Raw genomic sequence first — 26513 nt, forward strand, 5'->3', positions numbered from 1 at the left:
CTAACTCCAGACGTTGCCCTGGTTCTGCCCCCGGGCTCCCTGCTGCCCCATCCCGTACTGGGCGGCAACGCCCGACCCGATCACCGCGTTCTGCGGCGGCAGCATCTCGCTGGGCTGGACGAGCGCGTAGCCCTGGCCCATGAAGCTGAGCTCCCAGCCCTCACCGGTGTTGCCACGGCGCCGGAACACCCCGGAGGAGTGGGTCTGGGCCTGCATCTGTACGCGCAGACTCGTGGACCAGGCGACGATGGCGTCGGCGTCGCAGTTGACGTACCGGTCCGGCGTGACCTGAAGCATCAGGGGCATTCCGGAGGTCATCAGGGCGACCTTGCCGCGCCCGGTGATGTTGAGCTGGTACTTGCCGGACCCGGAGATCCCGTACTGGCTGTCCACGGCGATCACCTCGTGGTGCAGCGCGGAGTCCATCGCGAGGACGTAACTGCTGTCCACGGTGAGGCCGTCCTGCTCCACGTCCACCACATGGATGCGCTGGGCGAGATTGGCCAGGTAGACGGTGCCCTGCCCGTGGCAGCGCATCAGGTCGAGGCCCTCTCCGGTGTGCGCGCGCGAACGCTGCTGCCCGGAGTTCTGGAACTCGGCGTCGAACTCCACAAGACCCTGGTAGGCGACCATGGTGCCCTTGCGGGCCAGCACGTCGTCGTGGCCCTCCAGGACGACGCGCAGCATCTGCTTGTTCTGCAGGCTGTAGCGCTCCTGGGACTGCTGGTCGTTGTAGGCGAAAAGCGGGCTCTGCATGGTGTGCTCCCCCTCAGCCCCGTACCCGGAGGCGGTCGGTGCTGTCCTCACTGGGCTGGACGACGACGATGCCCTGTCCGGAGAAGGCCATCTGGAAGGCCTCGCCGCTGCCCCGCCCGATGAGCGACTGCGCCTTGAAGCTGCGCTTGCCCTTCACCTTGAGGTTCGGGGACCAGGCGACGAGCGCGTCCGGGTCGACGTACGTCTCGTCCTCGCCGCCGCCGCAGTCGACGACGATGGGCTTGCCCCGGGAGGTCAGGGCGACCCAGCCCTGCCCGGAGATCTTGGTGTTCCACAGGCCCTGTCCGGCGAACTTCGCCAGCCCCTTGACGCGTTCGACGCCCCAGGTGAGGTGCGCGTCGAAGGCGAGCAGGTTGGTGGCATTGACGGAGATCCCGTCGCCGTTGAGGTTGATGACGACGACGTTCGCCCCGTAGTCGGAGAGGTAGAGCAGGCCGTCTCCGGAGCACTTCATCAGGGGTGCGCCCTCGCCGGTCATCCAGTCCTTGGCGATCTGGCGCACGGCCGGCGGATTCGGCTCGTACTGGACGAAGCCTTCGTAGGCGACCATCGACCCCACGCGCGCGAGGAGGTCGTTTCCGGTCTGCATGGCGACCTTGAGCATGTGGTTGCCGTGGTTCTCCATGCGTGCGGCAACGGGTGCCGGGGCGAAGCCCGCGAGCTGCTGGTTCATTGGACGGGCTCCCTCAGACCTCGTACGGCTGGACGACGATGAAATTGCCGGGCGCGCCGCGGAATTGGAGGTTCACGCTCTCTCCGGTGTCGCCGGGGTAGGCGTTGCGGCGCATCCGTACCTGGCTGGAGACGATCACCTGGGACGCGGCGGACCACGCGACGACGGCGTTGCAGTCCGCGAACGTCGTCGGCGTCACGGGCAGCACCACGGGCACGCCACGCGTCTTCACGACGATCGTGCCGGTCCCCTGGAACTGCATCGTGAACAGCGCGCCTCCGGGGATGCCGTGCCCTTCGACGCGGCGCACCTCGTACTGGAGTGTCTCGTCGAAGGCGAGGACGTTCTCCGCGGAGACGCAGACGGCGTCGCCCTGCAGTTCGATCGGGTGCAGCATCGCGGAGTTTTCCGCGAGGAACACCTGGCCGCGGCCCGAGCAGCGCATCAGCTGCATCTCCTGGCCGGTCGCGTTGCCCACGATCCGCCCGGAGAAACCGGCGCCCTTGTAGCTGAAGTCGACCTTGCCCTGGTAGAGCACCATGCTGCCCTGGCGGGCCAGTACGGCCTGGTCGCCGCCCATGCCGAGGTCGACACGGACCATCTTCTTGTTCTGCTGGGTCCAGCGCTGCCCGGTGGGCGTCTCCTTGTAGGCCTGCAGTGCCGCGGTGACACCGGCGCCTCCCTGGGGGGCGCCCTGAGGTACTCCGTAGGCGGCGGGCGCACCCGGCGCACCGGTCTGACCGGGCACCTGCCCGAACGGCGGCTGCTGACCGTAGCCGGGAGGCGGGGTCGGCTGGCCGTAGCCCGGGGGCGGGGCGGGTGCCTGAGGCGCCTGGGGCTGTCCGTAACCGGGCGGCAGGGGCGCGGTCTGGCCGGGGGCCTGGCCGTACGGAGGCTGCTGCTGGCCCGGCTGCCCGTAGGGCGCGGGGGCGGGAGGGGCAGGGGCCGGCGGCGGTACCGGCGCGCCGCCGGGCGGGGTCATGGGCGCGATGATGGTCGGCGCGGCATGTACCGAAGGCGCGGGGGCCGGCGGTGGCGTGGTCCCCCGGGGCGGTGCGAAACCCTGGGCGACGGGCTGCGGAGCCGGGACGGGAGCCGGCGAGGCTGGGCCTGCCGGGGCGCCGAACGAGGGCGGTGCGGCAGCCTGGGCGGGCGGCGCGAACGACGGTGCGGCGGCCTGCGGCGCCGGGGCTGCGGGCTCCTCTTCGGCGACCTCGCCGCCGAAGTTCTTCAGGAGCGCGTCGAGCCCGCCGTCGAAGCCCTGTCCGACCGCGGCGAACCGCCACACGTCCTTGAGGTAGAAGTCGCCCAGCATCACGGCGCGTTCCGTGGAGAACTCGCCGCCGTTGAAGGAGTAGCGGGCCACTTCCTCGCCGCCCGCGACGATACGGAGGTATCCGGGGGCGACCTGCGACATCTGTCCGGCGCCGTCGATCGTCGCGGTGAAGGACAGCTTCTGGATCTGTGGCGGGATCCTGTCGAGCGTGACGCGGAAGGACTCCGTGTCGCCCGCCTGCGCGCCGAGAAGCTGGATGGACTCCTCGGGAGTCTTCGGCTGATTGAAGAAGACGAAGAACCGGTCGTCCGACAGCTGTTCGTCGGCGTCCAGACCGAAACAGCTGATGTCGAAGGTCAGCCCGGGGCCAGTGATCTGCACACCTACGTACAGATCGGTGCCCGCGGTGAGGTCACTGATCTTGGCCTTGTGGCCGCGTTGGAATTCCCTGGCCATGCGTAACGACCGTCCCCCATCCCGAATGCGAGTGCGTCGCGTCAGGCTAACGGCAAAATCCAGCCGCGGACGAAGCCGGTACAGACCCGGTACAGAATCCCTGCCTCGCGCGGTCCGGGCAGGGTTTCGGCGTCAGGCCGAGGTCACTCGCCGCGGGCCGTCGGCAGGTGGGGCAGCCGGTCGGCGGCGACCACTCCTTCGAGGTAGCCGCGGGCCCGTTCGGTCCGCGGATAGGCCTCCAGGAGCCGCCAGAAGTCGGCGCCGTGGCCGGGCACGAGCAGGTGCGCGAGTTCGTGGACGAGGACGTAGTCGACGACGTATTCGGGCATGCCCTGCAGCCTGTGCGAAAGGCGGATACTGCCCTCGGCGGGGGTGCACGAGCCCCAGCGGGTGTTCTGATTGGTGACCCACCGGACCGAGGTGGGCAGGGCCCGGCCGTCGAAATACAGGTCGGAGAGGCGCGCGGCACGCTCGGACAGCTCGGTGTCGCCGAGCACGCGTTTGTTCTCCTGTGCGGCGAGCTTGTCGAGCATGACGGTGACCCAGCGCTGCTCCTCCGCCTCGGACATGCGGGCGGGGATGAGCACGACGGTGCGATCGCCTTCACGGTACGCGGAGACCGTTCTGCGCCGTCGCGCGCTCCTGCGGACCTCGATCGCGCTCGCCCCCGAGCCGCTTGGCGGCTGGCTCGTCGTGCTGCGCTGTGGGTTTCCGGCACGGTGCAGTGGGTCGGCGGGCACGCCCCGACGTTACCCGTTGCACACAGGGGAAGTCCCGCCTCCGGGGCGCATCGATGCCGAACCGCACCCCACGCGCTTGATTTGTACGACGAATACCCACCGCCTGTGGACAACTTTCGGCACGTGCCGGGCAATGCGGGCATGCTGGCATTCGACCGGCGGAGCAGGACGAACACCCGCCGGCACAACGGGGACGTACGGGGGCCGGTCATGCATCCGATGGTGAAACCCGCGCTGCGGCGCGGCTGGCGGGATCTGAACACTGTGCAGTTCGGGATGGCACCCGCACACGCGATGGTGCTCGGCCCGATGGACACAGCGACGGGCAGCCTCCTGACCTTGTTCGACGGCACACGCGGGCTGCCGCTCTTACGCGACGAGGGGCGCCGCATGGGACTGCCGGACGGCCATGTCGACGGCCTCGTGGAGCGGCTGGCCCGGGCGGGGCTGCTGGACGACGCGACAGGGGGCGGCCCGGCCGCCGACGCTTTGCGCAAGAAACCGGCGGTTCTCGACCGGCTGCGGCCCGACGCCGCGTCGCTCTCCCTGGTCGCTCCGGAACCGGGCGAGGCCATGCGCCGGCTGGCGGCCCGCCGCTCACTGCGCGTACAGGTGCGGGGCGCCGGCCGGGTGGGCGTGGTACTGGCCGCGGCGCTGGCGGGCGCGGGCGTGGGCCAGGTCGATGTGCACGACGGCGGCTGTGTCGAGCAGTGGGACGTGGCTCCGGGCGGGCTGCCCGTCGAAGCCATCGGCGAGCGCAGGGACGAGGCCGCACGCCGTGCGGTGCGCCGTGCGGCACCGGACCGCGCGCCCCGGAGCCGCGGCGCGCGCTCGGCTCCCGAAGCAGAGGATCCGGGTCTCTCTCTGGTGATCATCGCGCCCCGCGACGGTCTCGCGGTCCACGCGCCCGACCCGTCGGCCACCGAGCCCCTGATCGAGTCCGGAACACCGCATCTGTACGCCGGGGTCGTGGAAGGCACAGGCGTCGTCGGTCCGCTCGTCCTGCCGGGCGACACGGCCTGCGCGGGCTGCCTGGACCTGGGGCGCACAGACCGGGACCCGACCTGGCCACGCTTGCTGGCACAGTGGCGTTCCGGCCAGTCCCGTCATGTACCGGCGTGCGATCTGACACTGTCCGCCGCGGTCGCCGGGCTGGCCGCGGGGCATGCGCTCGCTTTTCTGGACGGGGAGTTGCCGTCGAGTGCGGGGGCCCGCTGGGAGGTTTCGGTGCCTGGTTTCCACTGGCACGCGAACCCGGTGTGGCAGCATCCCGCATGCCGCTGCGGGGCCGCGGAGAAAGGTAAGGGGGAGCAGACCTCGGACGACGAAGGGCCGCACGAGACAATGGCCGGGCAACAGCCGCACGCGGCACGGCTGTCCGGTACTTGGAGGGCGCATGTCTGATCTTCCCCGGAAGGCGGTCACCCGAACCGCCAAGCTCGCCGCACTACCGCTCGGCTTCGCCGGGCGGGCGACCTGGGGACTCGGCAAACGAATCGGCGGCAAGTCCGCCGAGCTCGTGGGTCGCGAGCTGCAACAACGCACGGCGGAGCAGCTTTTCAAAGTGCTCGGCGAGCTCAAGGGCGGCGCCATGAAGTTCGGGCAGGCCATGTCCGTCTTCGAGTCGGCGCTGCCCGAGGAGGTCGCGGGTCCATACCGCGCGGCGCTGACGAAGCTCCAGGAAGCGGCCCCTCCGATGCCGACCCGCACGGTGCACTCCGTACTGGCGGAGCGACTCGGCGAGGACTGGCACGACCTGTTCCTGGAGTTCGAGGACAAGCCCGCCGCGGCTGCCTCGATCGGCCAGGTACACCGGGCGGTGTGGCACGACGGCCGGGAGGTCGCGGTCAAGGTGCAGTACCCGGGGGCAGGCGAGGCCCTCCTGTCCGACCTGAACCAATTGAGCAGATTTGCCCGCCTCTTGGGTCCGTTGATTCCCGGAATGGACATCAAGCCGCTCATCGCGGAGCTGCGCGACCGGGTGTCCGAGGAGCTCGACTACGCCCTGGAGGCACAGGCACAGCGGGCGCACGCGGAGGAGTTCACGGACGACCCGGATGTGCTGGTGCCGGCCGTGGTCCACCAGTGCGAGCAGGTCCTGGTGACGGAGTGGATCGACGGAATCCCCCTGTCCGAGGTGATCACCGACGGTACGCAGGAGCAGCGGGACCGGGCAGGCCAGCTCCTGGCCCGCTTCCTCTTCTCCGGCCCGTCCCGCACCGGCCTGCTGCACGCCGACCCGCACCCGGGCAACTTCCGCCTCCTGCCGGACACCCCCGAAAACAGCGAAGACACCGAGAGCCCCGGCGGCAAGGCCGGCTGGCGGCTCGGCGTCCTGGACTTCGGCACGGTGGACCGCCTGCCGGGCGGCCTGCCCCCGACGATCGGCAGCTCTCTCCGGATGACCCTCGACGGCGAAGCCGACGCGGTCTACGACCTGCTCCGCGAGGAGGGCTTCGTCAAAGAGTCCATAGAACTCGACCCGGACGCCGTACTGGACTACTTGCTCCCCATCATCGAGCCGGCCCAGGCCGACGAATTCACCTTCACCCGCGGCTGGATGCGCAGCCAGGCGGCCCGTATCGCCGACCCCCGCTCCCCCGCACACCAACTCGGCAAGCAACTCAACCTGCCCCCGGCGTACCTGCTGATACACCGGGTGACCTTGAGCACCATCGGTGTGCTGTGCCAGTTGGGGGCAACGGTGCGCCTGCGGGATGAACTGGAGGAGTGGCTGCCGGGGTTCCTGCCGGAGGACGAAGAGACACTGGCGGAGGGGGAATCAGCAGCTGAGGCGTGAGCTTGGGCTGGCGTTCTATGGGCGGGGCGGGCGGGGTGGGGTGGGGAGGGGAGGGGGAGGGGGGAGGGGAGGGGCCCCGAAGGAACTCCAAGGCACAACGCACCGCGGGGACCGGCCCCTTCGGACCGGCCCCCGCGATCAGTTGTTGTTGCTGTTGCCGTTGTTCCAACGGCTTTGCTTCATAGCCGCGTTACTGCATGACCGCCATGGCCAGAGCGCGGCGCGCGCGGCGCGACGCGCGCTCGGCCCGGCGCTGCATGCGGCGGGCCGTCACCAGGCGCATCGCCCGGCGTTCCTGCTCCGCCTCATGCAGCCGGTCGTGCATATGCGCACGAGCCAGGGCTTCTGGGATGAGTTGCATCTCTCGGGTCCTGTTCTGGCGCGTGTCATGCGCGCCGGTGGAGGTGAAGTCTGGAATTGCGGAGCCGGCGGGCTCGCTGGTGGACGGCTTCATCGGGACCTGCTTCTTGGGGTCGTGCGTCAGGGGGCGATCGATCGTTCCTAGGGTGTTCATGCCGCAACCGGGTTCTTGCGCGGGCGGCCACGCGGCCGCTTCCGGGCGACAACGACACCCTGGACGAAGAGTTCGCCGCCCCAGACGCCCCAGGGCTCACGCCGCTCCTTGGCGCCGGCGAGGCAGGCCTCGATCAGCGGGCAGGTGCGGCAGAGGGACTTGGCGTACTCGACATCGGCCGGCGACTCGGCGAAGAAGACCTCCGGGTCGTAGGAGCGGCAGGGGACGGGCACGCCGAGGTTCTCGATGGCGTCGTCGAGCGCGGTGAGCGCAGTGAGCGGGGTCAAGGTGGAGTCCTCCGTGAGGCCGGGCGGGGCGATCGTTTCGGAAGGCGGTACGGACGGGGCGTGCGCTTCGAGTTGCACGGTTGGTCTTCCTCGTCTGGTCGTGCCGGCCGGTTGGCCGGTTGGCGGCTGGTACCGGGTTCTTTTCTTGTCCCGAGGCCCCTTCGCTCTGTTGTCCCTGATCGGGGACAAACAGAAGGGCCGCGGATCCCGGGTGGGGTTCCGCGGCCCTGAAGGCGCCGGCCTGATCGTCGATCAGGCTGGATCACTCCAGGGTTCAGGCCCACGGAAGGCCCACATCGTGTGGTGCGACTGCTTGGCGGCTCCGGCACCGGCAGCCTCAAAGGCATAGGCCTTCGCCTGTGCCTCTACTGCTTCCAGTGCCTTCATCGGTCGCTCATTGCGCTCACGGACAGGGAGTCCCGCGAGAGACATGGAGGACGCCGGCCGGACGGCAGGGGCGCCGGACAGACCGGTGCCCAGGTTCGAGAAGCCGAGCAGGCACGTGGAGACGACCGAGCGATCGGTCAATTTGGCAGTGGTGACGGAGCTGCTGTTGATGCTGATCACGGGAATCGCCTCCTCTCGGCGTCTCTGGGGTCCGGGGTGAGCCGGGCCGACGGTTATTAAGTACAGCACGGAACCAGGGCCTTCGAGAAGGCCGCCGCTTCCGTGCTTTAGAACCTATGGGGATTGCTGGGGCATGCGCAAACTATTTTTTCGACGAGTTTGAATCAGTCGCCGTCCTCACCACTCTCAAGCTCTTGACCTGCACAGATGGCGAGTACGTCGGCTCCGTAGCGGTTCAGCTTGCGGGCGCGGACGCCTGGGATGCGGGTCAGCTCAGCCGGAGTGGACGGCACCGCTTCGGCGATGGCCATCAGTGTCTTGTCCGTGAAGACGCAGAAGTCCGGCTGACCGCTGCGCTCCGCCTGCACCGCCCGCCAGTCGCGCAACCGCTCGTAGAGGCCCTCGTCCATGTCGGAGGGGCAGTCCTCGCAACGCATCAGTTTCATCTCGCCGGCTTCGTTGAGGGTGCGGCCGCAGACCCGGCAGCGGGCGGGGGTGCGGTTTGCCCGTCGGGGGACGCCGGGAACGCTGCCCGGAGCGCCGCGCTCGATACCGCCCGAGCCACCGGGGCCTGCTGTGCCGCCGCGGTTCGCCGTGGTGACGGAGCCGGGGCGCAGTCCGTCGAGGAAGCGGCTGGGGCGCCGGTTGGGCCGACCGCCGGGTGAGCGGGACAGGGCCCAGGAGACGGAGAGGTGTTCTCTGGCTCGGGTGACGCCGACGTAGAGGAGACGGCGCTCCTCCTCGATCTGTTCGTCGGTCTTCGCGTAGGTGATCGGCATCATGCCTTCGGCGACACCGACCAGGAACACGACGTCCCACTCCAGGCCCTTGGCGGAGTGGAGGGAGGCGAGGGTGACGCCCTGGACGGTCGGGGCGTGCTGGGCGCCGGCGCGTTCGTCGAGTTCGGCCACGAGATCGCCGAGTGTGGCGTCGGGTTTGGCGGTGGCGAAGTCCTGGGCCAGATGGGCGAGGGCGGCGAGGGACTCCCAGCGCTCCCTGACGGCCCCGGAGCCCGCGGGGGGCTGATGGGTCCAGCCGTCTCCGGACAGTACGGCTCGTACCTGCGAGGGCAGGTCGGGGGCGTCGTCGAGGAGTGAGTCGTTGCCCCCGAAGCGGGCTGCTCCGCGCAGGGCGTGGATGGCTCGCTTCACCTCGGGACGGTCGAAGAAGCGCTCGGCTCCGCGCAGTTGGTAGGGCACTCCGACGTCGGCGAGGGCTTGTTCGTAGATCTCGGACTGCGAGTTCGTACGGAACAGGATCGCGATTTCGCTGGCGGGGATGCCGGCGGCGATGAGGTCGCGGATGCGGCGGGCGGCGCCTTCGGCTTCGGCGGGCTCGTCGGCGTACTCGGCATAGCCGGGCTCGGGGCCTGCGGCGCGCTGGGAGATCAGCTCCAGGCGGTGGTCGGCCGCGCGACCGCGGGCTTGGGCGAGCAGGCCGTTGGCGAGGTGGACCACCTGAGGGGTGGAGCGGTAGTCCCTGACCAGTTTGACGACCGTGGCTCCGGGGTGGCGGGTGCGGAAGTCGAGGAGGTGGTCGGGTGTTGCACCGGTGAACGAGTAGATGGTCTGGCTGGCGTCGCCGACGACGCAGAGGCTGTCGCGCTCGCCGAGCCACAGGTCGAGGAGGCGCTGCTGGAGGGGGCTGACGTCCTGGTACTCGTCGACCACGAAGTGCTGGTACTGGGCGCGGACCGCTTCGGCGATGTCGTGCTGGTCCTGGAGGATGGCGACGGTCAGCAGCAGGACGTCCTCGAAGTCGATGACGCCGCGGTCGCGCTTGAGGTCTTCGTACGCGGCGTAGAGCTGGGCGATCTCGGCGCGGTTGCGGGGGGCTTCGCGGCCGGCCTTGGCCGCGGCGGCGGCGTAGTCGGCGGGGACGGTCTGGGTGACCTTGGACCATTCGATCTCGGCGGTGACGTCCCGCAGTTCGCCACGGTCGAGGCGGACGCGGCAGGTGGCCGCGGCGTCGGCGACGAGCTGGATCTTGCGGTCGACGATTCGCGGCAGGCTGCCACCGACCGCTTTCGGCCAGAAGTACTGGAGCTGCCGCAGGGCGGCGGAGTGGAAGGTGCGGGCCTGGACTCCAGAGGCACCGAGTTGGCGGAGGCGGCCTCGCATCTCCCCGGCGGCGCGGTTGGTGAAGGTGACGGCGAGCACGCTGGAGGGCTGGAGGATGCCCGCGCGCACTCCGTAGGCGATGCGGTGGGTGATGGCGCGGGTCTTGCCCGTACCGGCTCCCGCCAGCACGCACACCGGGCCGTGCAGGGCGGTGGCGACCTCGCGCTGCTCGGGGTCGAGCCCTTCCAGTACCGCGTCGGCCGTGTCTGGGGCCTGCGGGAAGAGGGTGGAATGCGTTGCTGCTGTCACCCCGCCATGCTGCCAGGTCGGCGGAGACGGGTGCGCCGGTTGTCCACAGGGAGGCACTCGCAGTCGTACTAATGCGGCAGGTGCTGAGCCTGCTTGTGCTGGTGCGGGCGGCGCTGAGCCTGCTCGTGCCCGTGCGGCAAGCGCTCAGCCCGCTTGTGCGGCAGGCGCCCGGCTCGCCGACGCGGCGGGAGTCCGGTCCGGTAGTGCCGACGCCGCCGCGGCGGTGCCGACGCCGCCCCTTCACGCGGCCCCCTTTGTGGACCTGCTCTCCCCGCCGCCCCGGATGGGAATGGCGGCCCGGTCGCGTACGTTCCATCCACTGCGAACACGCACCCCCAGCAGCGAAGGAGCATGAGAGACATGCCGGGCACTGTGACGATGTACAGCACCACGTGGTGTGGCTACTGCCGTCGGCTGAAGAGCCAGATGGACCGCGAGGGCATCACGTACGACGAGATCAACATCGAGCACGACCCGGCGTCCGCGGCCTTCGTGGAGAAGGCGAACGGCGGAAACCAGACAGTTCCCACCGTTCTCTTCCCGGACGGTTCGACGCTGACGAACCCTTCGCTGGCGCAGGTCAAGCAGAAGATCGGCGCGTAGCCGGTACGTGCCTCAGGCGGCCGCTCCGCGCGTCGGCAGGGGCTTGCCGTACCAGAGTTCGATCAGGCGGGCCGCAATCGAGATGCCGTACGGAGGCAGGACCTCCCCGGACTCGAAGGCGGCCCGCAGGTCTTCGCGGGAGAACCAGCGGGCTTCGTGGATCTCCTCGCCGTCGACGTTGATCTCCGACGAGGTGGCGCGGGCCATGAAGCCCAGCATGAGGCTGGAGGGGAAGGGCCAGGGCTGGCTGGCGATGTATTCGACCTCGCCGACGGTGACGCCGGCCTCTTCGAAGACCTCGCGGCGGACCGACTGCTCGATGGACTCGCCGGGCTCGACGAAGCCGGCGAGGGTGGAGAAGCGGCCTTCGGGCCAGTGGACCTGGCGGCCGAGGAGGATGCGGTCTTCGTGATCGGTGACGGCCATGATCACGGCGGGGTCGGTGCGCGGGTAGTGCTCGGCGCCGCAGGCGGGGCAGCGGCGGATGTGGCCGGCCGCGGCGATCACCGTACGCTCGCCGCAGCGGGAGCAGAAGCGGTGCAGGCGCTGCCAGTTCTCCAGGGCTACCGCATGCACCATCAGGCCCGCGTCGCGCGGTGAGAGGAGCAGGCCGGCCTCGCGCAGGCCCGCCGCGCGCGCGGACTGGTCCATGCGGCCCGGAAGGGCGTCCTTCTGGAGTGCGAAGTAGCTGACGCCGTCGTCGTCGGTGCCGAGGAAGTAGCGGTGCGCTTCGGTGAGGGGCGCTTCGAAGGACGGGGTCATGACGAGTTCGGTGGTGCCGTCCGCTGTCTCGTCGATGAGGACCTGGCCGCCGGAGACCACGAAGGCGCGGGTGGTGGGGTGGCTCCACGCCGCGGCGAGCCAGGCCTCGTCGAGCCGGTGGTGGGCGGCCCGGTCGATGCCGCTCGGGGCGGTGAGCGAGATGGGACGGTCGGCGGTGTGGTCGGTCCAGGTGGTCACGGGTGCTTCCAACTCCCCCGGTGGAACGGTTGTTTCGTCGGGTGGTTCAGCCGGATGTATGGCGGGTGGTTCGGCCGGATGTGTGGCGGGACGTGTGCGACGGGGCTTCTTCAGTGTGCATCGCGCCAGTTCTGGGCCAGTTCGCCCCACAGGTAGGCGGTGGTTTCGACGCCTTTGAGGAGCAGGTCGAGTTCGACCTTCTCGTTCGGGGCGTGCCAGCCGTCGGACGGGACGGAGATGCCGAGGAACAGCACCGGTGCGGCGAGGACGTCCTGAAGGTCCGCGGCGGGCCCTGAACCTCCCGCGCGGGTGAAGCGGATCTCCTGCTCGAAGGCGCGGCCCATGGCGCGTGCGACGGATTGCAGTGCCGGGTGGTCGAGCGGTGTGAGGCACGGGCGGGTGGCGGCACCGAAGGTGATCTCGTGGCGGATGCCGGCGGGCATCCGCTCTGCGGTCCAGGCGCGGACGATCTTCTCGATGTGGTCGGGGTCCTGTCCGGCGACGAGCCGGAAGGAGAGCTTCACCATGGCCGAGGACGGGATGATCGTCTTGCTGCCGGGGCCTTGGTAGCCGCCGCCGATGCCGTTGACCTCGGCGGTCGGCCGGGCCCAGATCCGCTCCAGGGTGGTCTGTCCGGCCTCTCCGTGGGTGGCCGTCGACTTGGCGGTGCGCAGCCACTCGGCCTCGTCGAAGGGCAGTTCGGCGAAGAGTTCCCGCTCGCGGTCGGTGAGTTCGGCGATGCCTTCGTAGAAGCCGGGGATGGCCACGCGCGCGTGCTCGTCGTGCAGAGCGGCGACGAGGCGGGCGGCCGCGGTGGCCGGATTGGGTACGGCGCCGCCGAAGGCGCCGGAGTGGATGTCCTGGTCGGGCCCGTAGAGCTCGATCTCGCACTCGGCGAGGCCGCGCATGCCGGTGCACACGGTGGGGGTGTCCTCGGACCACATGCTGGTGTCGGAGACGATCACGGCGTCGGCGGTGAGGCGCTCCTTCCGCTCTTCGACGAGTGCGCGGAAGTGCGGGGAGCCGGACTCCTCCTCGCCCTCGATGAGCAGCTTCAGGTGGACGGCGGGGGTGGTGCGGCCGGTCGCTGCGAGGTGGGCGCGGACGCCGAGTGTGTGGAAGAACACCTGGCCCTTGTCGTCGGCTGCCCCGCGCGCGTGGAGGCGGTTTCCGCGGACGACGGGCTCGAAGGGGTCGGTGTCCCAGCCGTCCTCGCGGGCCGCGGGCTGTACGTCGTGGTGTCCGTAGACGAGGACCGTGGGTGCCTGCGGGTCGTCGGAGGGCCACTCGGCGAAGACGGCGGGGGCGCCGGGCGTCGCCCAGACCTCGCAGGTCGGGAAGCCGGTCTCCTGGAGTTTCGCGGCGAGCCAGTCGGCGCTGCGCCGTACATCCGCGGCGTGTTCGGGCTGGGCCGACACGGACGGGATGCGCAGCCACTCGGCGAGGTCGTCGAGGAAGGCGGCGCGGTGCTGCTCGATGTACGCGCGGACGGCGCTGTCCGGAGTCTTGCTCATGGTCACGAGCCTAGCCGTCCACGCGCGCGTGCTGGTCCGGCGGTTCCCCGGGGACCCCATCGGGTGGTTCTTCCAGGAGGAGCCGCTCCAGCGCGGCTCGGTCGGGCAGGCCCTCGGGGCGTACGACCTCGCCGCTGCGCACGTACAGGAACGCGGTCTGTACGGATTCCAGGGGTACGCCGTGCTGCTCGGCCCAGGCGAGCCGGTAGAGGGCGAGTTGGAGCGGATCGGCGTTACGGGTGCGGTTGGTCTTCCAGTCGACGATCTCGTACGTCGTCCCGTTGCCGTCGACTTCCTTGTAGACGGCGTCGATGCGGCCCCGTACGACGCGTCCGGCGATCGCGAGTTGGAAGGGTGCCTCGACGCGGTGGGGGGTGCGGTGGGCGTACGGGGTGCGTTCGAAGGCGTCCTTGAGGGCTTCCAGGTCGCGCTCGTCGGTGATCTCGGCCTCGCTGCCGGGCAGTTCCTCCGGCTCCAGCATCGGCAGCCGCAGTTCTTCGAAGCGGGCTTCGACCCAGGCGTGGAAGCGGGTGCCTCTGCGGGCGGCCGGCTGGGGCGGGCGCGGCATGGGGCGCGCCAGTTCCTGTGCGAAGGCGTCCGCGTCGGCGGCCAGGCGCAGCAGCTGGGAGACGGTCAGAGAAGCCGGCAGGGGTACGTCCGTGACGCGCTCGCGGGCGCGTAGGAGCTCTCCGGTGAGGGCGTCCAGGTCGCGGTCCCAGGAGGCGACGGTGCGGGCTTCCTCCGGGGTGAGGTGCCTGGTCTCGGAGACTGGGCGCGACGTCTGCGGAGGGTGCGGGCGTGCGTCCAGTGAGCGGGTGGGGTGCGCGTCCGGGGACTGGGTGGGGTGCGGAACCCTGGGACGGTTCGTTGTCCACGAGTCCCAGTCTCCCCGGGCTGCCTCGTCTGTGGAATCGGTCTCTTCGTGGAGGTCGTCCCCGTAGGGAAGCTCATCCGGGAATTCGTCGCCCCCGTAAGGGGCCTCGTCGTAAGGCGGTTCGTCGTCCTCGGGTGGAGGCGGCCAGTCCGGGTCGTCGTACGAGTCCGGGGCGTGGTGGGACGAGGGGTGGGCCGTCTCGTGGGAGTGGCCGGACTCCAGGTGGGCCAGGACCGTCTGTGCGGCCGCGCGTCGGCGGGCCATCGCCGCGTCGTCGAGCGGGAGCGGCCAGGCGTGGTCGCCGCCGGCCTCGTGCAGCGCGGGGTTCTCGTCGTTCTCCTCGGGTTCGTCCGCCCAGGCCTCGATCTCGCCGTGTCCAGCCTCGCAGTGCTCGTAGAGGGCGTGCAGGAAGTCGGAGGGGCCGCGGGGCTTCTTCTGGGAGGGGCCCCACCAGTGGCCGGAGCCGAGGAGCAGGGAGCGGGGGCGGGTGAACGTGACGTAGCCGAGGCGGAGTTCCTCGGTGTGCTGGTGTTCCTTCATGGCCTCGTGGAAGGCCTTCATGCTGCGGGAGTCCCAGTCACCGATGTCCGGCAGGGTGTCGGCGTCGCCGCGGAGCTCGTGCGGGAGGACCTTGCCCTGTGCGGTCCACTTCTCGCGGCCCTGGCTGCTGGGGAAGGTGCCGGTGACGAGGCCGGGGACCGCGACGACGTCCCATTCCAGGCCCTTGGACTTGTGCGCGGTCAGCACCTTGACGGTGTTCTCGCCGCCCGGCAGGGCGTTGTCGAGGCCCTTCTCGTACTGGGCCGCGGTGCGCAGGAAACCCAGGAAGGCGAGGAGGGTGGCTTCGCCGTCGTTGGCGGCGAAGGACGCGGCGATGTCCAGGAAGTTGGAGAGGGTCTCGCGTCGGCGGGCGGCCAGGGCGTGCGGGGACGCGGAGAGCTCCACCTCCAGACCGGTGGTGGCGAGGACTCGGTGCAGTACGTCCATGAGCGGGTCGGAGAGCGAGCGGCGCAGGTCGCGCAGTTCGGTGGCCAGCCGGGCGAACCGTACGCGGGCGTCGGCGGAGAAGGGCAGTGCGTCGGCATCCCCGTCGCCTCCGAGGGGTGTCTCCAGGAACGTGTCGAGGGCGTCCGCGAGCGAGATGATCTCGGCGGGGTCGACGCCCTCGACCGCGGCGGCGAGCCGTCGGTCGGGGTCGTCGTCGGCCCCCACGCGCGCGTGCGACACGAGAAGGCGGGCCCGGCGTCCCAGGAGGGCCAGGTCGCGGGCGCCGATGCGCCAGCGCGGGCCGGTGAGCAGGCGGACCAGCGAGGCGTTGGCTCCCGGGTCCTGGAGGACCTCGCAGACGGCGACCAGGTCGGCGACCTCGGGCAGGTGCAGCAGCCCGGAGAGGCCGACGACCTCGACGGGGATGTCGCGGGCGACGAGGGCGCCCTGGATCTCGGCGAAGTCGGTCGCGGTGCGGCACAGGACGGCGATCTCGCCGGGCGCCTTTCCGGTGCGTACGAGGTGGGCGATGGAGTCGGCGAGCCAGTCCATCTCCTCGGCGTGGGTGTTCAGCAGGGCGCAGCGCACGATGCCGTCCCGCTCGGCGCCCGGGGCCGGGCGGAGTGCCTCCACGCCCGCGTGCAGGGCGCGCAGGGGCTCGGCGAGGCCGTTGGCGAGGTCCAGGAGGCGGCCGCCGCTGCGGCGGTTCTCGCTGAGCGACTGGCGGGTCGCGGGGTGGCCGTCGGCGTGGGCGAAGTGCTCGGGGAAGTCGTCGAGGTTGGCGACGGAGGCGCCTCGCCAGCCGTAGATCGCCTGGCAGGGGTCTCCGACGGCGGTCACCGGGTGGCCCGTGCCGCTGCCGAACAGGCCCGCGAGGAGGATGCGCTGGGCCACGGAGGTGTCCTGGTACTCGTCGAGCAGGACCACTCGGAACTCGTCGCGCAGGATGCCGCCGACCTCGGGGCGCGTGCTGGCGAGGGTCGCGGAGAGGGCGATCTGGTCACCGAAGTCGAGGAGGTCGCGCTCGCGCTTGGCGGCCCTGTAGCGGCTCACCAGCTCGGCCAGTTCACGTCGGGCGGCGGCGGTTTCGGGGACCTTGCGCAAGTCGGTGTTGGTGAGCTTGACGCTCTCCAGGTCGTGCAGCAGCCGGGCGTCGTAGGCCCGCAACTCCTCGGGGCGCACAAGGTGTTCGGAGAGTTCGGAGTCGAGCGTGAGGAGGTCGCTGACCAGGTCGGGGAAGGAGCGGGTGAGTGCGGGGTAGGGTCCCGGGGCCTCGCGCAGGACGCGCGCGGCGAGCTGGTAGCGCGTCGCGTCGGCGAGGAGACGCGCGGTGGGTTCGAGTCCGATGCGCAGCCCGTGGTCGCTCAGCAGGCGGCCCGCGAAGGCGTGGTAGGTGGAGATGACGGGCTCGCCGGGCGAGTTGTCCGGGTCGATCACGTCCGGGTCGGTGACACCCGCCTTGATGAGTGCTTTCCGTACGCGCTCGGCGAGTTCGCCCGCCGCCTTGTTGGTGAACGTCAGTCCGAGGACCTGCTCGGGGGCGACCTGTCCGGTGCCGACCAGCCACACCACGCGCGCGGCCATCACCGTGGTCTTGCCGGAGCCGGCGCCGGCCACGATCACCTGCGGGGCGGGCGGGGCGGTGATGCAGGCAGTCTGCTCCGGGGTGAACGGGATGCCGAGGAGCTCCTTGAGCTGCTCGGGATCAGAGATACGGGCTGGCACGTCAGAGAGGCTAGCCGCGCCCACTGACAGCCGGTGCCCAATCGATGGCCGGGCCGGAGGATGTGCTGGTCAGCACACGTGGTGCCGTACGTCACTTCGTGTACGGCAGGAGCCCTCAGGTCGGCGGAGCCTTCAGTACTGCGGATGCCCGCACGTCCTTCAGGAGGCGTCCGCGCACCGTCACCACGACCCACCCCCTGTCGGCCGCCACGCCCTCTCACTCGACCACGTGCCGCCCCTCCGGCCGCGCGCTGCACGAGGCCCGGAACGCGCAGTGGGTGCAGTGCTGGCCGGTCGTCGGTGTGAACCGTTCGTCGAGGACCTTGCCCGCCGCGGTGGCGAGGAGGTCGCCGACCCACTCTCCCTCCAGCGGCACTTGGGCCTGCACCTTGGGGAAGGTCTCACCGCCGTCCTTCTTGGGGGCGCCCTGACGGAGTTGAACGAGTTCTGCGCCGCCGGAGTCGGGACGTTCGCCCTCGAAGGCCTCGTCAACGGCTCCTTCGCGGACGGCGAGCTGGTAGACGGCGAGCTGCGGGTGGTGGGCCACGTCGGCCGCGCTCGGTGCCTGTTTGCCGGTCTTGAAGTCCACTACGTAGGCGCGGCCTTCGGTGTCCCGCTCGACGCGGTCCATGGAGCCGCGGATGCGTACTTCGTAGGAGCCCGCTTCGAGGGTGACGTCGAAGTCGTGCTCGCTCGCCACCGGCGTACGGCCCGTGCGGTCCATGACGTGCCACTTCAGGAAGCGTTCGAGCGCCACGCGCGCGTGCTCCTTCTCCTGCGCCGACTTCCAGGGCGCGTCGAAGGCGAGCGCGTCCCACACGGAGTCGAGGCGCTCCATGAGGACGGCGAGGTCCGCGGGAGTGCGGCCGGAGGCGACCTCGTCGGCCAGGACGTGCACCACGTTGCCGAAACCCTGGGCAACGGTCGCGGGGGCGTCGGCCTTCACCTCACGACCCAGGAACCACTGCAGGGCACAGGTGTTGGCGAGCTGGTCGAGGGCGCTCCCGGACAGCACCACGGGGTGGTCGCGGTCGCGCAGCGGCACCTTGCTCTCGGTCGGCTCGTACATGCCCCACCAGCGGTAGGGGTGGGCTGAGGGCACGAGGGGGCGGCCGTCCTCGTCGCCGAGCGCGGCGAGCCTGGCCAGCCGGCGGGCCGCGGCTTCCCTGAGGGTGTCCGAGACGCGCGGGTCGACCGTCGTGGCGCGCAGTTCGGCGACGAGCGCGGCGACGGACAGGGGGCGGCGGGGACGGCCTGTTATGTCCTTGGGTTCCACGCCGAGTTCGGTGAGGAAGCGCGAGGGTTGGTCGCCGTCGTCGGCCGGGGCCTTCACGGCGGTGACGACGAGGCGCTCACGCGCGCGCGTGGCGGCCACGTAGAACAGACGGCGCTCTTCGGAGAGGAGCGCTCCCGGGGTCAGCGGCTCCGCGAGGCCGTCGCGTCCGATGCGGTCGGCCTCCAGGAGGGAGCCGCGGCGGCGCAGGTCGGGCCACAGCCCTTCCTGGACACCTGCCACGACCACGAGGCGCCACTCCAGGCCCTTGGAGCGGTGCGCGGTCATCAGGCGTACGGCGTCGGGACGTAGGGCCCTGCGGGTGAGCGTGTCGGCCGCGATGTCCTCGGCGTCGATCTCCTCCAGGAAGTTGAGGGCGCCGCGACCGCCGGTGCGTTCCTCCGCGCGGGACGCGGTGGCGAACAGCGCGCATACGGCGTCGAGGTCACGGTCCGCGTTGCGCCCGGCCGCGCCGCCGCGCCGGGCGGCCCGCTCCAGGCGCTGCGGCCAGGGCGTACCGTCCCACAGCTCCCAGAGCGCCTCCTCGGCCGTACCGCCGCCCGCGAGGCGTTCCCGTGCCTTGCGCAGCAGGGCGCCCAGTCGCTGGGCTCCGCGCGCGTACGCCGGGTCGTGGGCGACCAGCCGCTCCGGCTCGGCCAGCGCCCGCGCCAGCAACTCGTCGGAGGGCGGCGGCACATGGTTGCCCGCGGCGCGCTCCTCCTCACGCAGGGCACGGCCCAGGCGGCGCAGATCGGCGGCGTCCATGCCGGCCAGCGGGGACGCGAGGAGGCTGAGCGCGGTCTCGGTGTCGAGCCAGGGTGCGTCCGGTTCACGCTCTTCGGCGGCACCATCGGGCTCCTCGTCAGGCGCGCCGCGTTCTTCGGGTGCCGGGCCGACAGCATCGGGAGACGCGTCCGAGTGCCCCTCCTCCGCGTGTTCGCCCGCCTCGCCTCGTACGCCCGCCTCGCCTCGTACGCCCGCCTCGCCTCGTACGCCCGCCTCGCCTCGTACGCCCGGCTCGCCTCGTACGCCCTCCTCCGCGTGTTCGCCCGCCTCAACTCGTACGTCCGCCTCAACTCGTACGTCCGCCTCAACTCGTACGTCCGCCTCAACTCGTACGTCCGTCTCGGCTCGTGCGTCCGTCGTCTCCACTCGTACGTCCGTCTCGGCTCGTGCGTCCTCGTCAGGGCGTACCTCGTCGCCGGCCCGTACGTCCTCGTCGGGACGCATGCCCACCGCGGCACCCGCCGTCTCCGCCGTGGCCACGGCCCTGAGTGCCGTCAGGAGCGGCGTCACCGCCGGTTCGTGCCGCAGTGCCACGTCGTCGCCGTCGATGTCGAGGGGGACACCGGCCGCGGTGAGGGTGCGGCGAATCGTCGGGATGGTGCGGGAGCCCGCGCGCACCAGGACGGCCATCTCGTTCCAAGGGACGCCGTCCTCCAGGTGGGCGCGGCGCAGGATGTCGGCGATGTTGTCCAGCTCCGTGCCGGGCGTCGGGTACGTGTGGACCTCGACGCGGCCGCCGTCCCGTACGGCGGCAAGCTCCCTGTGGGCGCGTACTTTCTCCGCGGGAAGGCGGGTCAGGGGCATGCGCTGGGTCAGCAGCCGGGTGGCCGCCAGGAGGCCGGCGCCCGACCGGCGTGAGGTCCTCAGGACCTCCACCGGTGCCGAGGTACCGTCCGCGCGCGGGAAGGCCTCCGGGAACTCCAGGATGCCGTTCACGTCGGCGCCCCGGAACGTGTAGATCGACTGGTCGGGGTCACCGAAGGCCACCAGGGTGCGACCACCGCCCGCGAGCGCGTGCAGCAGCCGTACCTGCGCCGGATCGGTGTCCTGGTACTCGTCCACGAAGACGGCGTCGTACTGGGCGGCCAGGCGCTCGGCGACCTCGGGGCGTCGGGCGAGCAGCACCGCGCGGTGCACCAGTTCCGCGTAGTCGAGCACTCCTTGCATGTCGAGGACGTCGAGGTACTCGGCCAGGAAGGCGGAGGCGGCGAGCCAGTCGGGGCGGCCGATGCGCCGCGCGAAGGCCCCGAGCGCGTCGGGACCGAGGCCCAGTTCACGGCTGCGGGCGAGGACCGCGCGGACCTCGTCGGCGAAGCCGCGCGTGGTCAGACAGGCACGGAGCTCGTCCGGCCAGCGCACGTGGGCGAGGCCGAGCCGCTCCAGGCCGGGCTGACCCCCGAGCAGTTCCCGTACCGCCACGTCCTGTTCGGGGCCGGAGAGCAGCCGCAGCGGCTCCACGAACAGGTCGCTGTCCTGGTGGGCGCGGACCAGGGCGTAGCAGAAGGAGTGGAAGGTCGTCGCCTGGGGCGCACGGGCCGCTCCTATGCGCAGCGCCATGCGGTCGCGCAGTTCCACGGCGGCCTTGCGGCTGAACGTCAGCACCAGGACCCTCTCGGGGTCCGCGCCGCGCGCGATCCGGGCCGCCACGGACTCCACGAGTGTGGTCGTCTTGCCGGTGCCCGGACCTGCGAGGACGAGCAGCGGGCCGTGATCGTGGTCAACCGCCGCGCGCTGCCCTGCGTCCAGCAGAGGGGGAGCCACCCTGGCCGGCGGAGTACGCACCAGTCGGTAAGCGCCACGGGCCCCCTGCCGCCCCTGGGGGTGCGGCAGGCGCCTGGTGGAGGAAGAGGAGCTCACGTGGTTCGCCGGTCCTGGTGGTTGTGCTTGGGTCTGTCACTGTCGACGCGGAGCGCCGTCTTTCAGGGGTGGAGCACCGTCTTTCAAGGGTGGAGCGCCGTCGTTCAGGGGTGGTCGTGGGGCGACGGGTGGAGGAACCCGCGCGCGATGAGGGCGGTGGCATCGGGATGAACGGGATGCGCGCCGTCGACGCTACGCCGGTGGATGCCGTGGAAGCAGGGCTTCCTCTTGTTCCCTCCCGACACACGCGTCTCCCGCCTCACGAACGTACGGCATGGCACGGACGTGCCTCGCTTCCCCCGTACGGGCCACTGGTGCCCCTTCCTGCCGTCCGATGCCGGAAGCTGTCAGGTGTGACACTCCGTGCGCGCGCCGCCGTCCCACCGCGCCCGTTTCATGTCGACCCGCGGGAGATGGCCCTCGGAGGACCTGCTCGCCTCCTTCAGGGGCGTGCCCTCCGCGCGGTAGTGGCCGAGCGCCTCCAGCTCGTGGCCGGGGAGCAGGATGCCGTCCGCGCGTATGACCCGCCACCACGGAACGGCTCCTCCGTAGAGGGCCATGACGCGGCCGACCTGTCGGGGACCGCCCTCCTCCAGCCATTCGGCGACATCTCCGTACGTCATGACACGCCCGGGCGGGATCAGCTCTGCGACGTCGAGGACCCGCTCCGCGTACTCCGGCAGGGCGTCCGCCGGAAGGCTCTGCTCGCTCATCCGCCCCATCCTGCCCCAGACCACCGACAGTGTGACGCGCTGGCGACTGTGCGTATCCCTCGCCCCGGAGTAGCGCTTGGGGCAGACTGTGCGACCCCGCATTGCACCCTGATGCCCCCCTGTGTCGGTGGGGCATGCCACCATCGTGCGGGCGGTTACTGGTGATACGAGATCAAGAAGAGACGATGAAACAGCAGGGCGTGCACCCCGAAGACGCGGAGGGCACCTCTGGGGTTTCGTCGCGCCCAGACACCGGTGACGACATGGACGAGCACACTCCGGACGCGTCCGAGAAGGCGGGTCAGGCCAGGAAGACGGACGCCGAGAAGGAGGCGGACGCCCACAGGAAGGGCGCCGACGAGGGGGCGGACCTCACCGACGACGCCCACAGCGAAGAGGTCGAGGGCGACGAACCGCTGCTCCCCGCGCGCGTGCACCGCCCCTCCGATCTCATGCGTCTCCTGGTGGGCGTGCTCGCGGTCGCGTTGTTGCTGGCGATCGCCGCGTTCGCGCACGGCACGACGTCGGGACTGGCGCAGGACATCAACAAGGGCACCGACGAGGCACCCGACCTGCTCATCAAGATCGCGGGGCTCGCGTCGAGCATCGCGATCCTCCTGGTGCCGGTCGCCTTCGCCATCGAGCGGCTGATCAAGCGCGATGGGCTGCGCATCGCCGACGGTGTCCTGGCCGCGGTCCTGGCGCACGGAGTGACGCTCGCCACCGATCTGTGGGTGGCCAAGGCGGCACCGGACTCGATCCAGAAGGCGCTCACGCAGCCCTCGCCGAGCGACATCCACGCCCTCACCGACCCGGTGCACGGCTATCTCGCGCCGGTCATCGCGTACATGACGGCGGTCGGCATGTCGCGTCGGCCGCGCTGGCGCGCGGTGCTGTGGGTGGTACTGCTGCTCGACGCCTTCTCCATGCTGGTCACCGGCTACACGACCCCGTTCTCGATCATCCTGACCGTGCTGATCGGCTGGAGCGTGGCGTACGGGACGCTGTACGCGGTCGGCTCGCCTAACGTGCGGCCCACGGGGCGGACCCTGATGGCGGGCCTGCGGCACGTCGGCTTCCACCCGGTGAGCGCGGCCAGGGACGAGACTCCGGAGGCCCTGGACGGCGACCGTGGCCGCCGGTACTTCGTGACGCTCCAGGACGGCCCACCACTGGACGTCACAGTGGTCGACCGTGAGCAGCAGGCGCAGGGCTTCTTCTACCGCGTGTGGCGCCGTCTGACGCTGCGCGGCATCACCACACGCCGCAGCCTCCAGTCACTGCGCCAGGCACTGGAGCAGGAGGCGCTCCTCGCGTACGCGGCCATCGCGGCCGGAGCCAACGCGCCCAAGCTGATCGCGACCTCCGAGCTCGGCCCCGACGCCGTGATGCTGGTCTACGAGCACATCGGGGGGCGCACGCTCGACTCGCTGCCGGACGAGGAGATCACCGACGACCTGCTCCGGGACACCTGGCACCAGGTGCAGGCGCTGCAGTCCCGGCGCATCGCGCACCGCAGGCTCGCCGGCGACGCGATCCTGATGGATCGTTCCGGCACGGTCATCCTCACGGATCTGCGCAACGGAGAGATCGCGGCCGGCGAGCTGCTGCTGCGCATGGACGTCGCTCAGCTGGTGACCACGCTCGGCCTGCGCATCGGCGCGGAGCGCGCGGTGGCGTCGGCCGTCGGGGTGCTCGGCCCGGACGCGGTCGCGGACTGCCTGCCCATGTTGCAGCCCATCGCGCTCACGCGCTCCCACCGCGCGACGCTGCGGAAGCTGGCCCGGGAGCGGTCGGAGCGTGAGCGCGAGGCCGTCCTGGAAGCCTCCCGGCAGGCCAAGCTGGCCCGCGCCGAGGAGCACGTGGACGCCTCCGAGGAGACCGGGCCCGTCCTGGAGAAGCCCGACAAGAAGCACGACAAGAAGGCCGTACGCGCCGAGCAGCGGGCCGAGAAGCGGGCCATCGACGAAGCGCTGGAGGAGGCACGCGAGGAGGATCTGCTCACCCAGATCCGTCACCAGGTACTGCTGATCAGGCCGCAGGCGCCCGTCGAACCGGCCCGTCTGGAGCGCATCCGGCCGCGCACGCTGATCAGTTTCATCGCGGGCGCGTTCGGCGCGTACTTCCTGCTGACGCAGCTCACTCACATCGAGTTCGGCACCCTCTTCGACAACGCCGAGTGGGGCTGGGTCGCCGCGGCCGCGCTCTTCTCGGCGCTGAGCTACTTCGCGGCGGCCATGAGCCTGCTGGGCTTCGTGCCCGAGCGGGTGCCGTTCATACGGACCGTGGCCGCGCAGGTCGCCGGGTCCTTCGTCAAGATCGTGGCGCCCGCGGCGGTGGGCGGTGTCGCCCTCAACACGCGGTTCCTCCAGCGCGCGGGGGTGCGGCCGGGGCTCGCGGTGGCGAGTGTCGGCGCGTCGCAGCTGTTCGGGCTCGGCTGCCACATCCTGATGCTGCTGTCCTTCGGCTATCTGACCGGAACCGAGAAGACCCCCTCCTTGTCGCCGTCCAGGACGGTCATCGCCGGTCTGCTGACCGTCGCGGTCCTCGTCCTCGTGGTGACCTCGGTACCGTTCCTGCGGAAATTCGTCGTCACGCGCGTGAGGTCGCTTTTCGCGGGTGTCGTACCGCGCATGCTGGATGTGCTGCAGCGGCCGCAGAAGCTCCTCACCGGCATCGGCGGCATGCTCCTGCTGACGGCCTGTTTCGTGATGTGCCTCGACGCGTCGGTCCGGGCGTTCGGGACCGAGGGCACGCCCTCGCTGAGCATCGCCAGCGTCGCCGTGGTCTTCCTCGCCGGAAACGCGCTCGGTTCCGCGGCGCCCACCCCGGGCGGCGTGGGCGCGGTTGAGGCGACCCTCACGGTGGGTCTGATCGCCGTCGGGCTCCCCAGTGAGGTCGCGGCGCCCGCCGTCCTCCTCTACCGTCTCCTCACGCTGTGGCTGCCGGTGCTGCCGGGGTGGCTGTTCTTCAACCACCTGACGCGCAAGGGCGCGCTCTGACTCCTGGGGGCGCCCTCTGGAAGACGCCCCCTGGAACGATCCCTGGGACACGAGAGAGCGCCCTCCGCAGACAGGCTCGGGTGCCCTCACCCGCACGGCCCGTGCCCCGAGCGCCCCACCTTGAGCGACCCCAGGATGGGGTCATGGCGAACCCTTCCCCGCTGCGCGCCACTGCCCTGACCGCCACCGCTCTTCTGCTGTCCGCGGCCCTCGCGGGATGCGGCGGCGACGGTGACTCCGAGGACGAGGACCTGTCGGCGCAGAAGCTGAGCTGGGAGGACTGCCCGGAACCGTCCGAGGCCGAGGGCGGCGGAGAGGCCCCGTCTCCCCTGTCGGACGGTGACACGTGGAAGTGCGCGACCCTGAAGGCGCCCCTCGACTGGGAGAAACCCAAGGGGGACACGATCGGGCTCGCGCTGATCCGCGCGGAGGCGAGCGGCGCCAAGGACAAGCGCATCGGCTCGCTGGTCTTCAACTTCGGCGGCCCCGGCGGCTCGGGCGTGACCACACTGCCCGCGTTCGGCCAGGACTACGAACAACTGCGCACCCGCTACGACCTGGTCAGCTTCGATCCGCGGGGCGTCGGCCGCAGCGCGGGCGTGAAGTGCGAGAGCAACGAAGAGCTCGACGAGTACTTCCAGCAGGACGCCACCCCCGACGACGCGGCCGAGCAGAAGACGCTCCTGGACAGCACCAAGGAGTTCAACGCGGCCTGTGAGAAGAACTCCGGCAAGTCCCTCCCGTACGTACGCACCACGGACGCGGCCCGCGACCTGGACCTGATGCGGCAGGTCCTCGGCGACGACAAGCTGCACTACTTCGGGATCTCGTACGGCACGGAACTGGGCGGTGTGTACGCCCACTTGTTCCCCAAACGGGTGGGGCGGGCCCTCTTCGACGCGGTGGTGGACCCGACTCAGGACCCGGCGCAGGGATCGCTCGGGCAGGCCAAGGGCTTCCAGCTCGCGCTCGACAACTTCGCCGAGGACTGCACGTCGAAGACGGAGGACTGCCCGCTCGGCGACAGCGCCCAGGACGTCAAGGACCGGATCGCCACCCTGCTCAGGGACCTCGACCGCAAGCCCATCCCGGGCGTCTTCCCCCGGCAGCTGACCCAGACCGCCGCCACCAGCGGCATCGCGCAGTCCCTGTACTCGCAGGAGTTCTGGGAGTACCTCACCGAAGGACTCCAGCAGGCGTACGACGGTGACGGCAGGGTGCTGATGCTGCTGGCCGACTCGATGAACGGGCGCAACCAGGACGGCGAGTACAGCAACATCGCCGCCGCCAACGTCTCCATCAACTGCGCCGACGACAAGCCCCGCTACACCACCGCCGACGTGCGGGCGAAGCTTCCGGAGTTCCGCGAGGCCTCGCCCCTCTTCGGCGACTATCTGGCGTGGGGTCTGGTCGGCTGCACCGACTGGGCGGTGGCGGGCGCCGCCGACCACCCGGACGTGAGCGCGCCGGGCTCGGCCCCGATCCTCGTGGTCGGCAACACCGGCGACCCGGCGACGCCTTACGAGGGCGCCCGCAAGATGGTGGACTCACTGGGCAAGGGCGTCGGGGTCGAGGTGACGTACAAGGGCCAGGGGCATGGGTCGTACGACAGCGGAAACAAGTGCGTGCGCGACGCCGTGAACGGCTACCTGCTGGACGGCAAGGTCCCGCCGACCGGCAAGGTCTGCTCATGAAGTAGCAGGTCAGAGGGTTATCCACAGGCCTCCGCAGTGCTCGCGGTGATCTGCCTACTATGGCCT

Annotated in this window: 18 protein-coding genes; 5 read left to right on the forward strand and 13 right to left on the reverse strand. The window is 70.8% G+C overall.

Going from position 1 to position 26513, the window contains the following annotated elements:
• The 4 genes from OHA11_RS14905 to OHA11_RS14920 form a co-directional block, all read right to left on the reverse strand.
• Positions 1-756: an AIM24 family protein gene (locus OHA11_RS14905; protein ID WP_266496345.1), complete on the reverse strand. Its 756-nt coding sequence runs from the start codon at positions 754-756 to the stop codon at positions 1-3.
• Between the two features lie 13 nt (positions 757-769).
• Positions 770-1450 carry an AIM24 family protein gene (locus OHA11_RS14910; RefSeq protein WP_266496347.1) on the reverse strand — a complete coding sequence of 227 codons (681 nt, stop codon included), beginning with the start codon at positions 1448-1450 and terminating at the stop codon, positions 770-772.
• Between the two features lie 13 nt (positions 1451-1463).
• Positions 1464-3182: a TerD family protein gene (locus OHA11_RS14915; RefSeq protein ID WP_266496349.1), complete on the reverse strand. Its 1719-nt coding sequence runs from the start codon at positions 3180-3182 to the stop codon at positions 1464-1466.
• A 143-nt stretch (positions 3183-3325) separates the two neighbouring features.
• Positions 3326-3922, reverse strand: a complete 597-nt coding sequence (locus tag OHA11_RS14920) for a M48 family metallopeptidase (protein ID WP_266496352.1) — start codon at positions 3920-3922, stop codon at positions 3326-3328.
• A gap of 210 nt (positions 3923-4132) precedes the next feature.
• Between OHA11_RS14920 and OHA11_RS14925 the strand changes: the two genes are divergently transcribed.
• Positions 4133-5326 (forward strand): TOMM precursor leader peptide-binding protein, encoded by a 1194-nt coding sequence (locus OHA11_RS14925; RefSeq protein WP_266507182.1) that lies wholly within the window; start codon positions 4133-4135, stop codon positions 5324-5326.
• Positions 5319-6722 carry an AarF/ABC1/UbiB kinase family protein gene (locus tag OHA11_RS14930; RefSeq protein WP_266496354.1) on the forward strand — a complete coding sequence of 468 codons (1404 nt, stop codon included), beginning with the start codon at positions 5319-5321 and terminating at the stop codon, positions 6720-6722. The genes OHA11_RS14925 and OHA11_RS14930 overlap by 8 nt, the downstream gene beginning before the upstream one ends.
• A 190-nt stretch (positions 6723-6912) precedes the next feature.
• On the opposite strand, the gene OHA11_RS14935 is transcribed toward OHA11_RS14930, so the two are convergent.
• The 4 genes from OHA11_RS14935 to OHA11_RS14950 all read right to left on the reverse strand — a co-directional run bounded on the left by OHA11_RS14935 (position 6913) and on the right by OHA11_RS14950 (position 10516).
• Positions 6913-7236, reverse strand: coding sequence for a hypothetical protein (locus tag OHA11_RS14935; RefSeq protein ID WP_266496356.1), 324 nt, complete (start codon positions 7234-7236; stop codon positions 6913-6915).
• Positions 7233-7601, reverse strand: coding sequence for a WhiB family transcriptional regulator (locus OHA11_RS14940; protein ID WP_266496359.1), 369 nt, complete (start codon positions 7599-7601; stop codon positions 7233-7235). Before OHA11_RS14940 ends, OHA11_RS14935 begins: the two co-directional genes overlap by 4 nt.
• A gap of 174 nt (positions 7602-7775) precedes the next feature.
• Positions 7776-8090 carry a hypothetical protein gene (locus OHA11_RS14945; protein ID WP_266496361.1) on the reverse strand — a complete coding sequence of 105 codons (315 nt, stop codon included), beginning with the start codon at positions 8088-8090 and terminating at the stop codon, positions 7776-7778.
• A gap of 164 nt (positions 8091-8254) precedes the next feature.
• A complete protein-coding gene (locus OHA11_RS14950) occupies positions 8255-10516 on the reverse strand; it encodes an ATP-dependent DNA helicase UvrD2 (RefSeq protein WP_323186565.1) in 2262 nt (753 codons plus the stop codon).
• A gap of 303 nt (positions 10517-10819) precedes the next feature.
• On the opposite strand from OHA11_RS14950, the gene OHA11_RS14955 reads away from it, so the two are divergent.
• Positions 10820-11062 (forward strand): mycoredoxin, encoded by a 243-nt coding sequence (locus tag OHA11_RS14955; RefSeq protein ID WP_107020145.1) that lies wholly within the window; start codon positions 10820-10822, stop codon positions 11060-11062.
• 12 nt (positions 11063-11074) lie between these two features.
• Here OHA11_RS14955 and nudC read toward each other — a convergent pair whose 3' ends face one another.
• From nudC to OHA11_RS14980, 5 genes are all read right to left on the reverse strand, one after another.
• Positions 11075-12022, reverse strand: coding sequence for an NAD(+) diphosphatase (gene nudC, locus OHA11_RS14960; protein ID WP_266496369.1), 948 nt, complete (start codon positions 12020-12022; stop codon positions 11075-11077).
• Between the two features lie 110 nt (positions 12023-12132).
• Positions 12133-13536, reverse strand: a complete 1404-nt coding sequence (locus OHA11_RS14965) for a dipeptidase (protein WP_266496371.1) — start codon at positions 13534-13536, stop codon at positions 12133-12135.
• Positions 13537-13546: 10 nt separating this feature from the next.
• Complete coding sequence (locus OHA11_RS14970) at positions 13547-17122, reverse strand: UvrD-helicase domain-containing protein (RefSeq protein WP_266496373.1); 3576 nt, start codon at positions 17120-17122, stop codon at positions 13547-13549.
• A gap of 217 nt (positions 17123-17339) precedes the next feature.
• On the reverse strand, positions 17340-21038 hold the full coding sequence (locus OHA11_RS14975) for a UvrD-helicase domain-containing protein (protein WP_266496375.1): 3699 nt from the start codon (positions 21036-21038) through the stop codon (positions 17340-17342).
• A 347-nt stretch (positions 21039-21385) separates the two neighbouring features.
• Positions 21386-21751 (reverse strand): MGMT family protein, encoded by a 366-nt coding sequence (locus OHA11_RS14980; RefSeq protein ID WP_323186566.1) that lies wholly within the window; start codon positions 21749-21751, stop codon positions 21386-21388.
• 185 nt (positions 21752-21936) lie between these two features.
• On the opposite strand from OHA11_RS14980, the gene OHA11_RS14985 reads away from it, so the two are divergent.
• Both OHA11_RS14985 and OHA11_RS14990 read left to right on the forward strand, forming a co-directional pair.
• Positions 21937-24753: a lysylphosphatidylglycerol synthase transmembrane domain-containing protein gene (locus OHA11_RS14985; protein WP_266496380.1), complete on the forward strand. Its 2817-nt coding sequence runs from the start codon at positions 21937-21939 to the stop codon at positions 24751-24753.
• 143 nt (positions 24754-24896) lie between these two features.
• Positions 24897-26447 (forward strand): alpha/beta hydrolase, encoded by a 1551-nt coding sequence (locus OHA11_RS14990; RefSeq protein WP_266496382.1) that lies wholly within the window; start codon positions 24897-24899, stop codon positions 26445-26447.
• The last annotated feature ends 66 nt before the right edge of the window (positions 26448-26513 follow it).

This window comes from Streptomyces sp. NBC_00878, assembly GCF_026341515.1.
Classification (GTDB): domain Bacteria; phylum Actinomycetota; class Actinomycetes; order Streptomycetales; family Streptomycetaceae; genus Streptomyces.

What these genes read in the sequence shown, in the direction of transcription:
- OHA11_RS14980 (WP_323186566.1), bottom strand. Translation starts at nt 21,751, where the DNA reads ATGAGCGAGCAGAGCCTTCCGGCGGACGCCCTGCCGGAGTACGCGGAG.
- OHA11_RS14910 (WP_266496347.1), bottom strand. Translation starts at nt 1,450, where the DNA reads ATGAACCAGCAGCTCGCGGGCTTCGCCCCGGCACCCGTTGCCGCACGC.
- OHA11_RS14935 (WP_266496356.1), bottom strand. Translation starts at nt 7,236, where the DNA reads ATGAACACCCTAGGAACGATCGATCGCCCCCTGACGCACGACCCCAAG.
- OHA11_RS14925 (WP_266507182.1), top strand. Translation starts at nt 4,133, where the DNA reads ATGCATCCGATGGTGAAACCCGCGCTGCGGCGCGGCTGGCGGGATCTG.
- OHA11_RS14990 (WP_266496382.1), top strand. Translation starts at nt 24,897, where the DNA reads ATGGCGAACCCTTCCCCGCTGCGCGCCACTGCCCTGACCGCCACCGCT.
- OHA11_RS14965 (WP_266496371.1), bottom strand. Translation starts at nt 13,536, where the DNA reads ATGAGCAAGACTCCGGACAGCGCCGTCCGCGCGTACATCGAGCAGCAC.
- OHA11_RS14930 (WP_266496354.1), top strand. Translation starts at nt 5,319, where the DNA reads ATGTCTGATCTTCCCCGGAAGGCGGTCACCCGAACCGCCAAGCTCGCC.
- OHA11_RS14985 (WP_266496380.1), top strand. Translation starts at nt 21,937, where the DNA reads ATGAAACAGCAGGGCGTGCACCCCGAAGACGCGGAGGGCACCTCTGGG.
- OHA11_RS14915 (WP_266496349.1), bottom strand. Translation starts at nt 3,182, where the DNA reads ATGGCCAGGGAATTCCAACGCGGCCACAAGGCCAAGATCAGTGACCTC.
- OHA11_RS14955 (WP_107020145.1), top strand. Translation starts at nt 10,820, where the DNA reads ATGCCGGGCACTGTGACGATGTACAGCACCACGTGGTGTGGCTACTGC.
- OHA11_RS14905 (WP_266496345.1), bottom strand. Translation starts at nt 756, where the DNA reads ATGCAGAGCCCGCTTTTCGCCTACAACGACCAGCAGTCCCAGGAGCGC.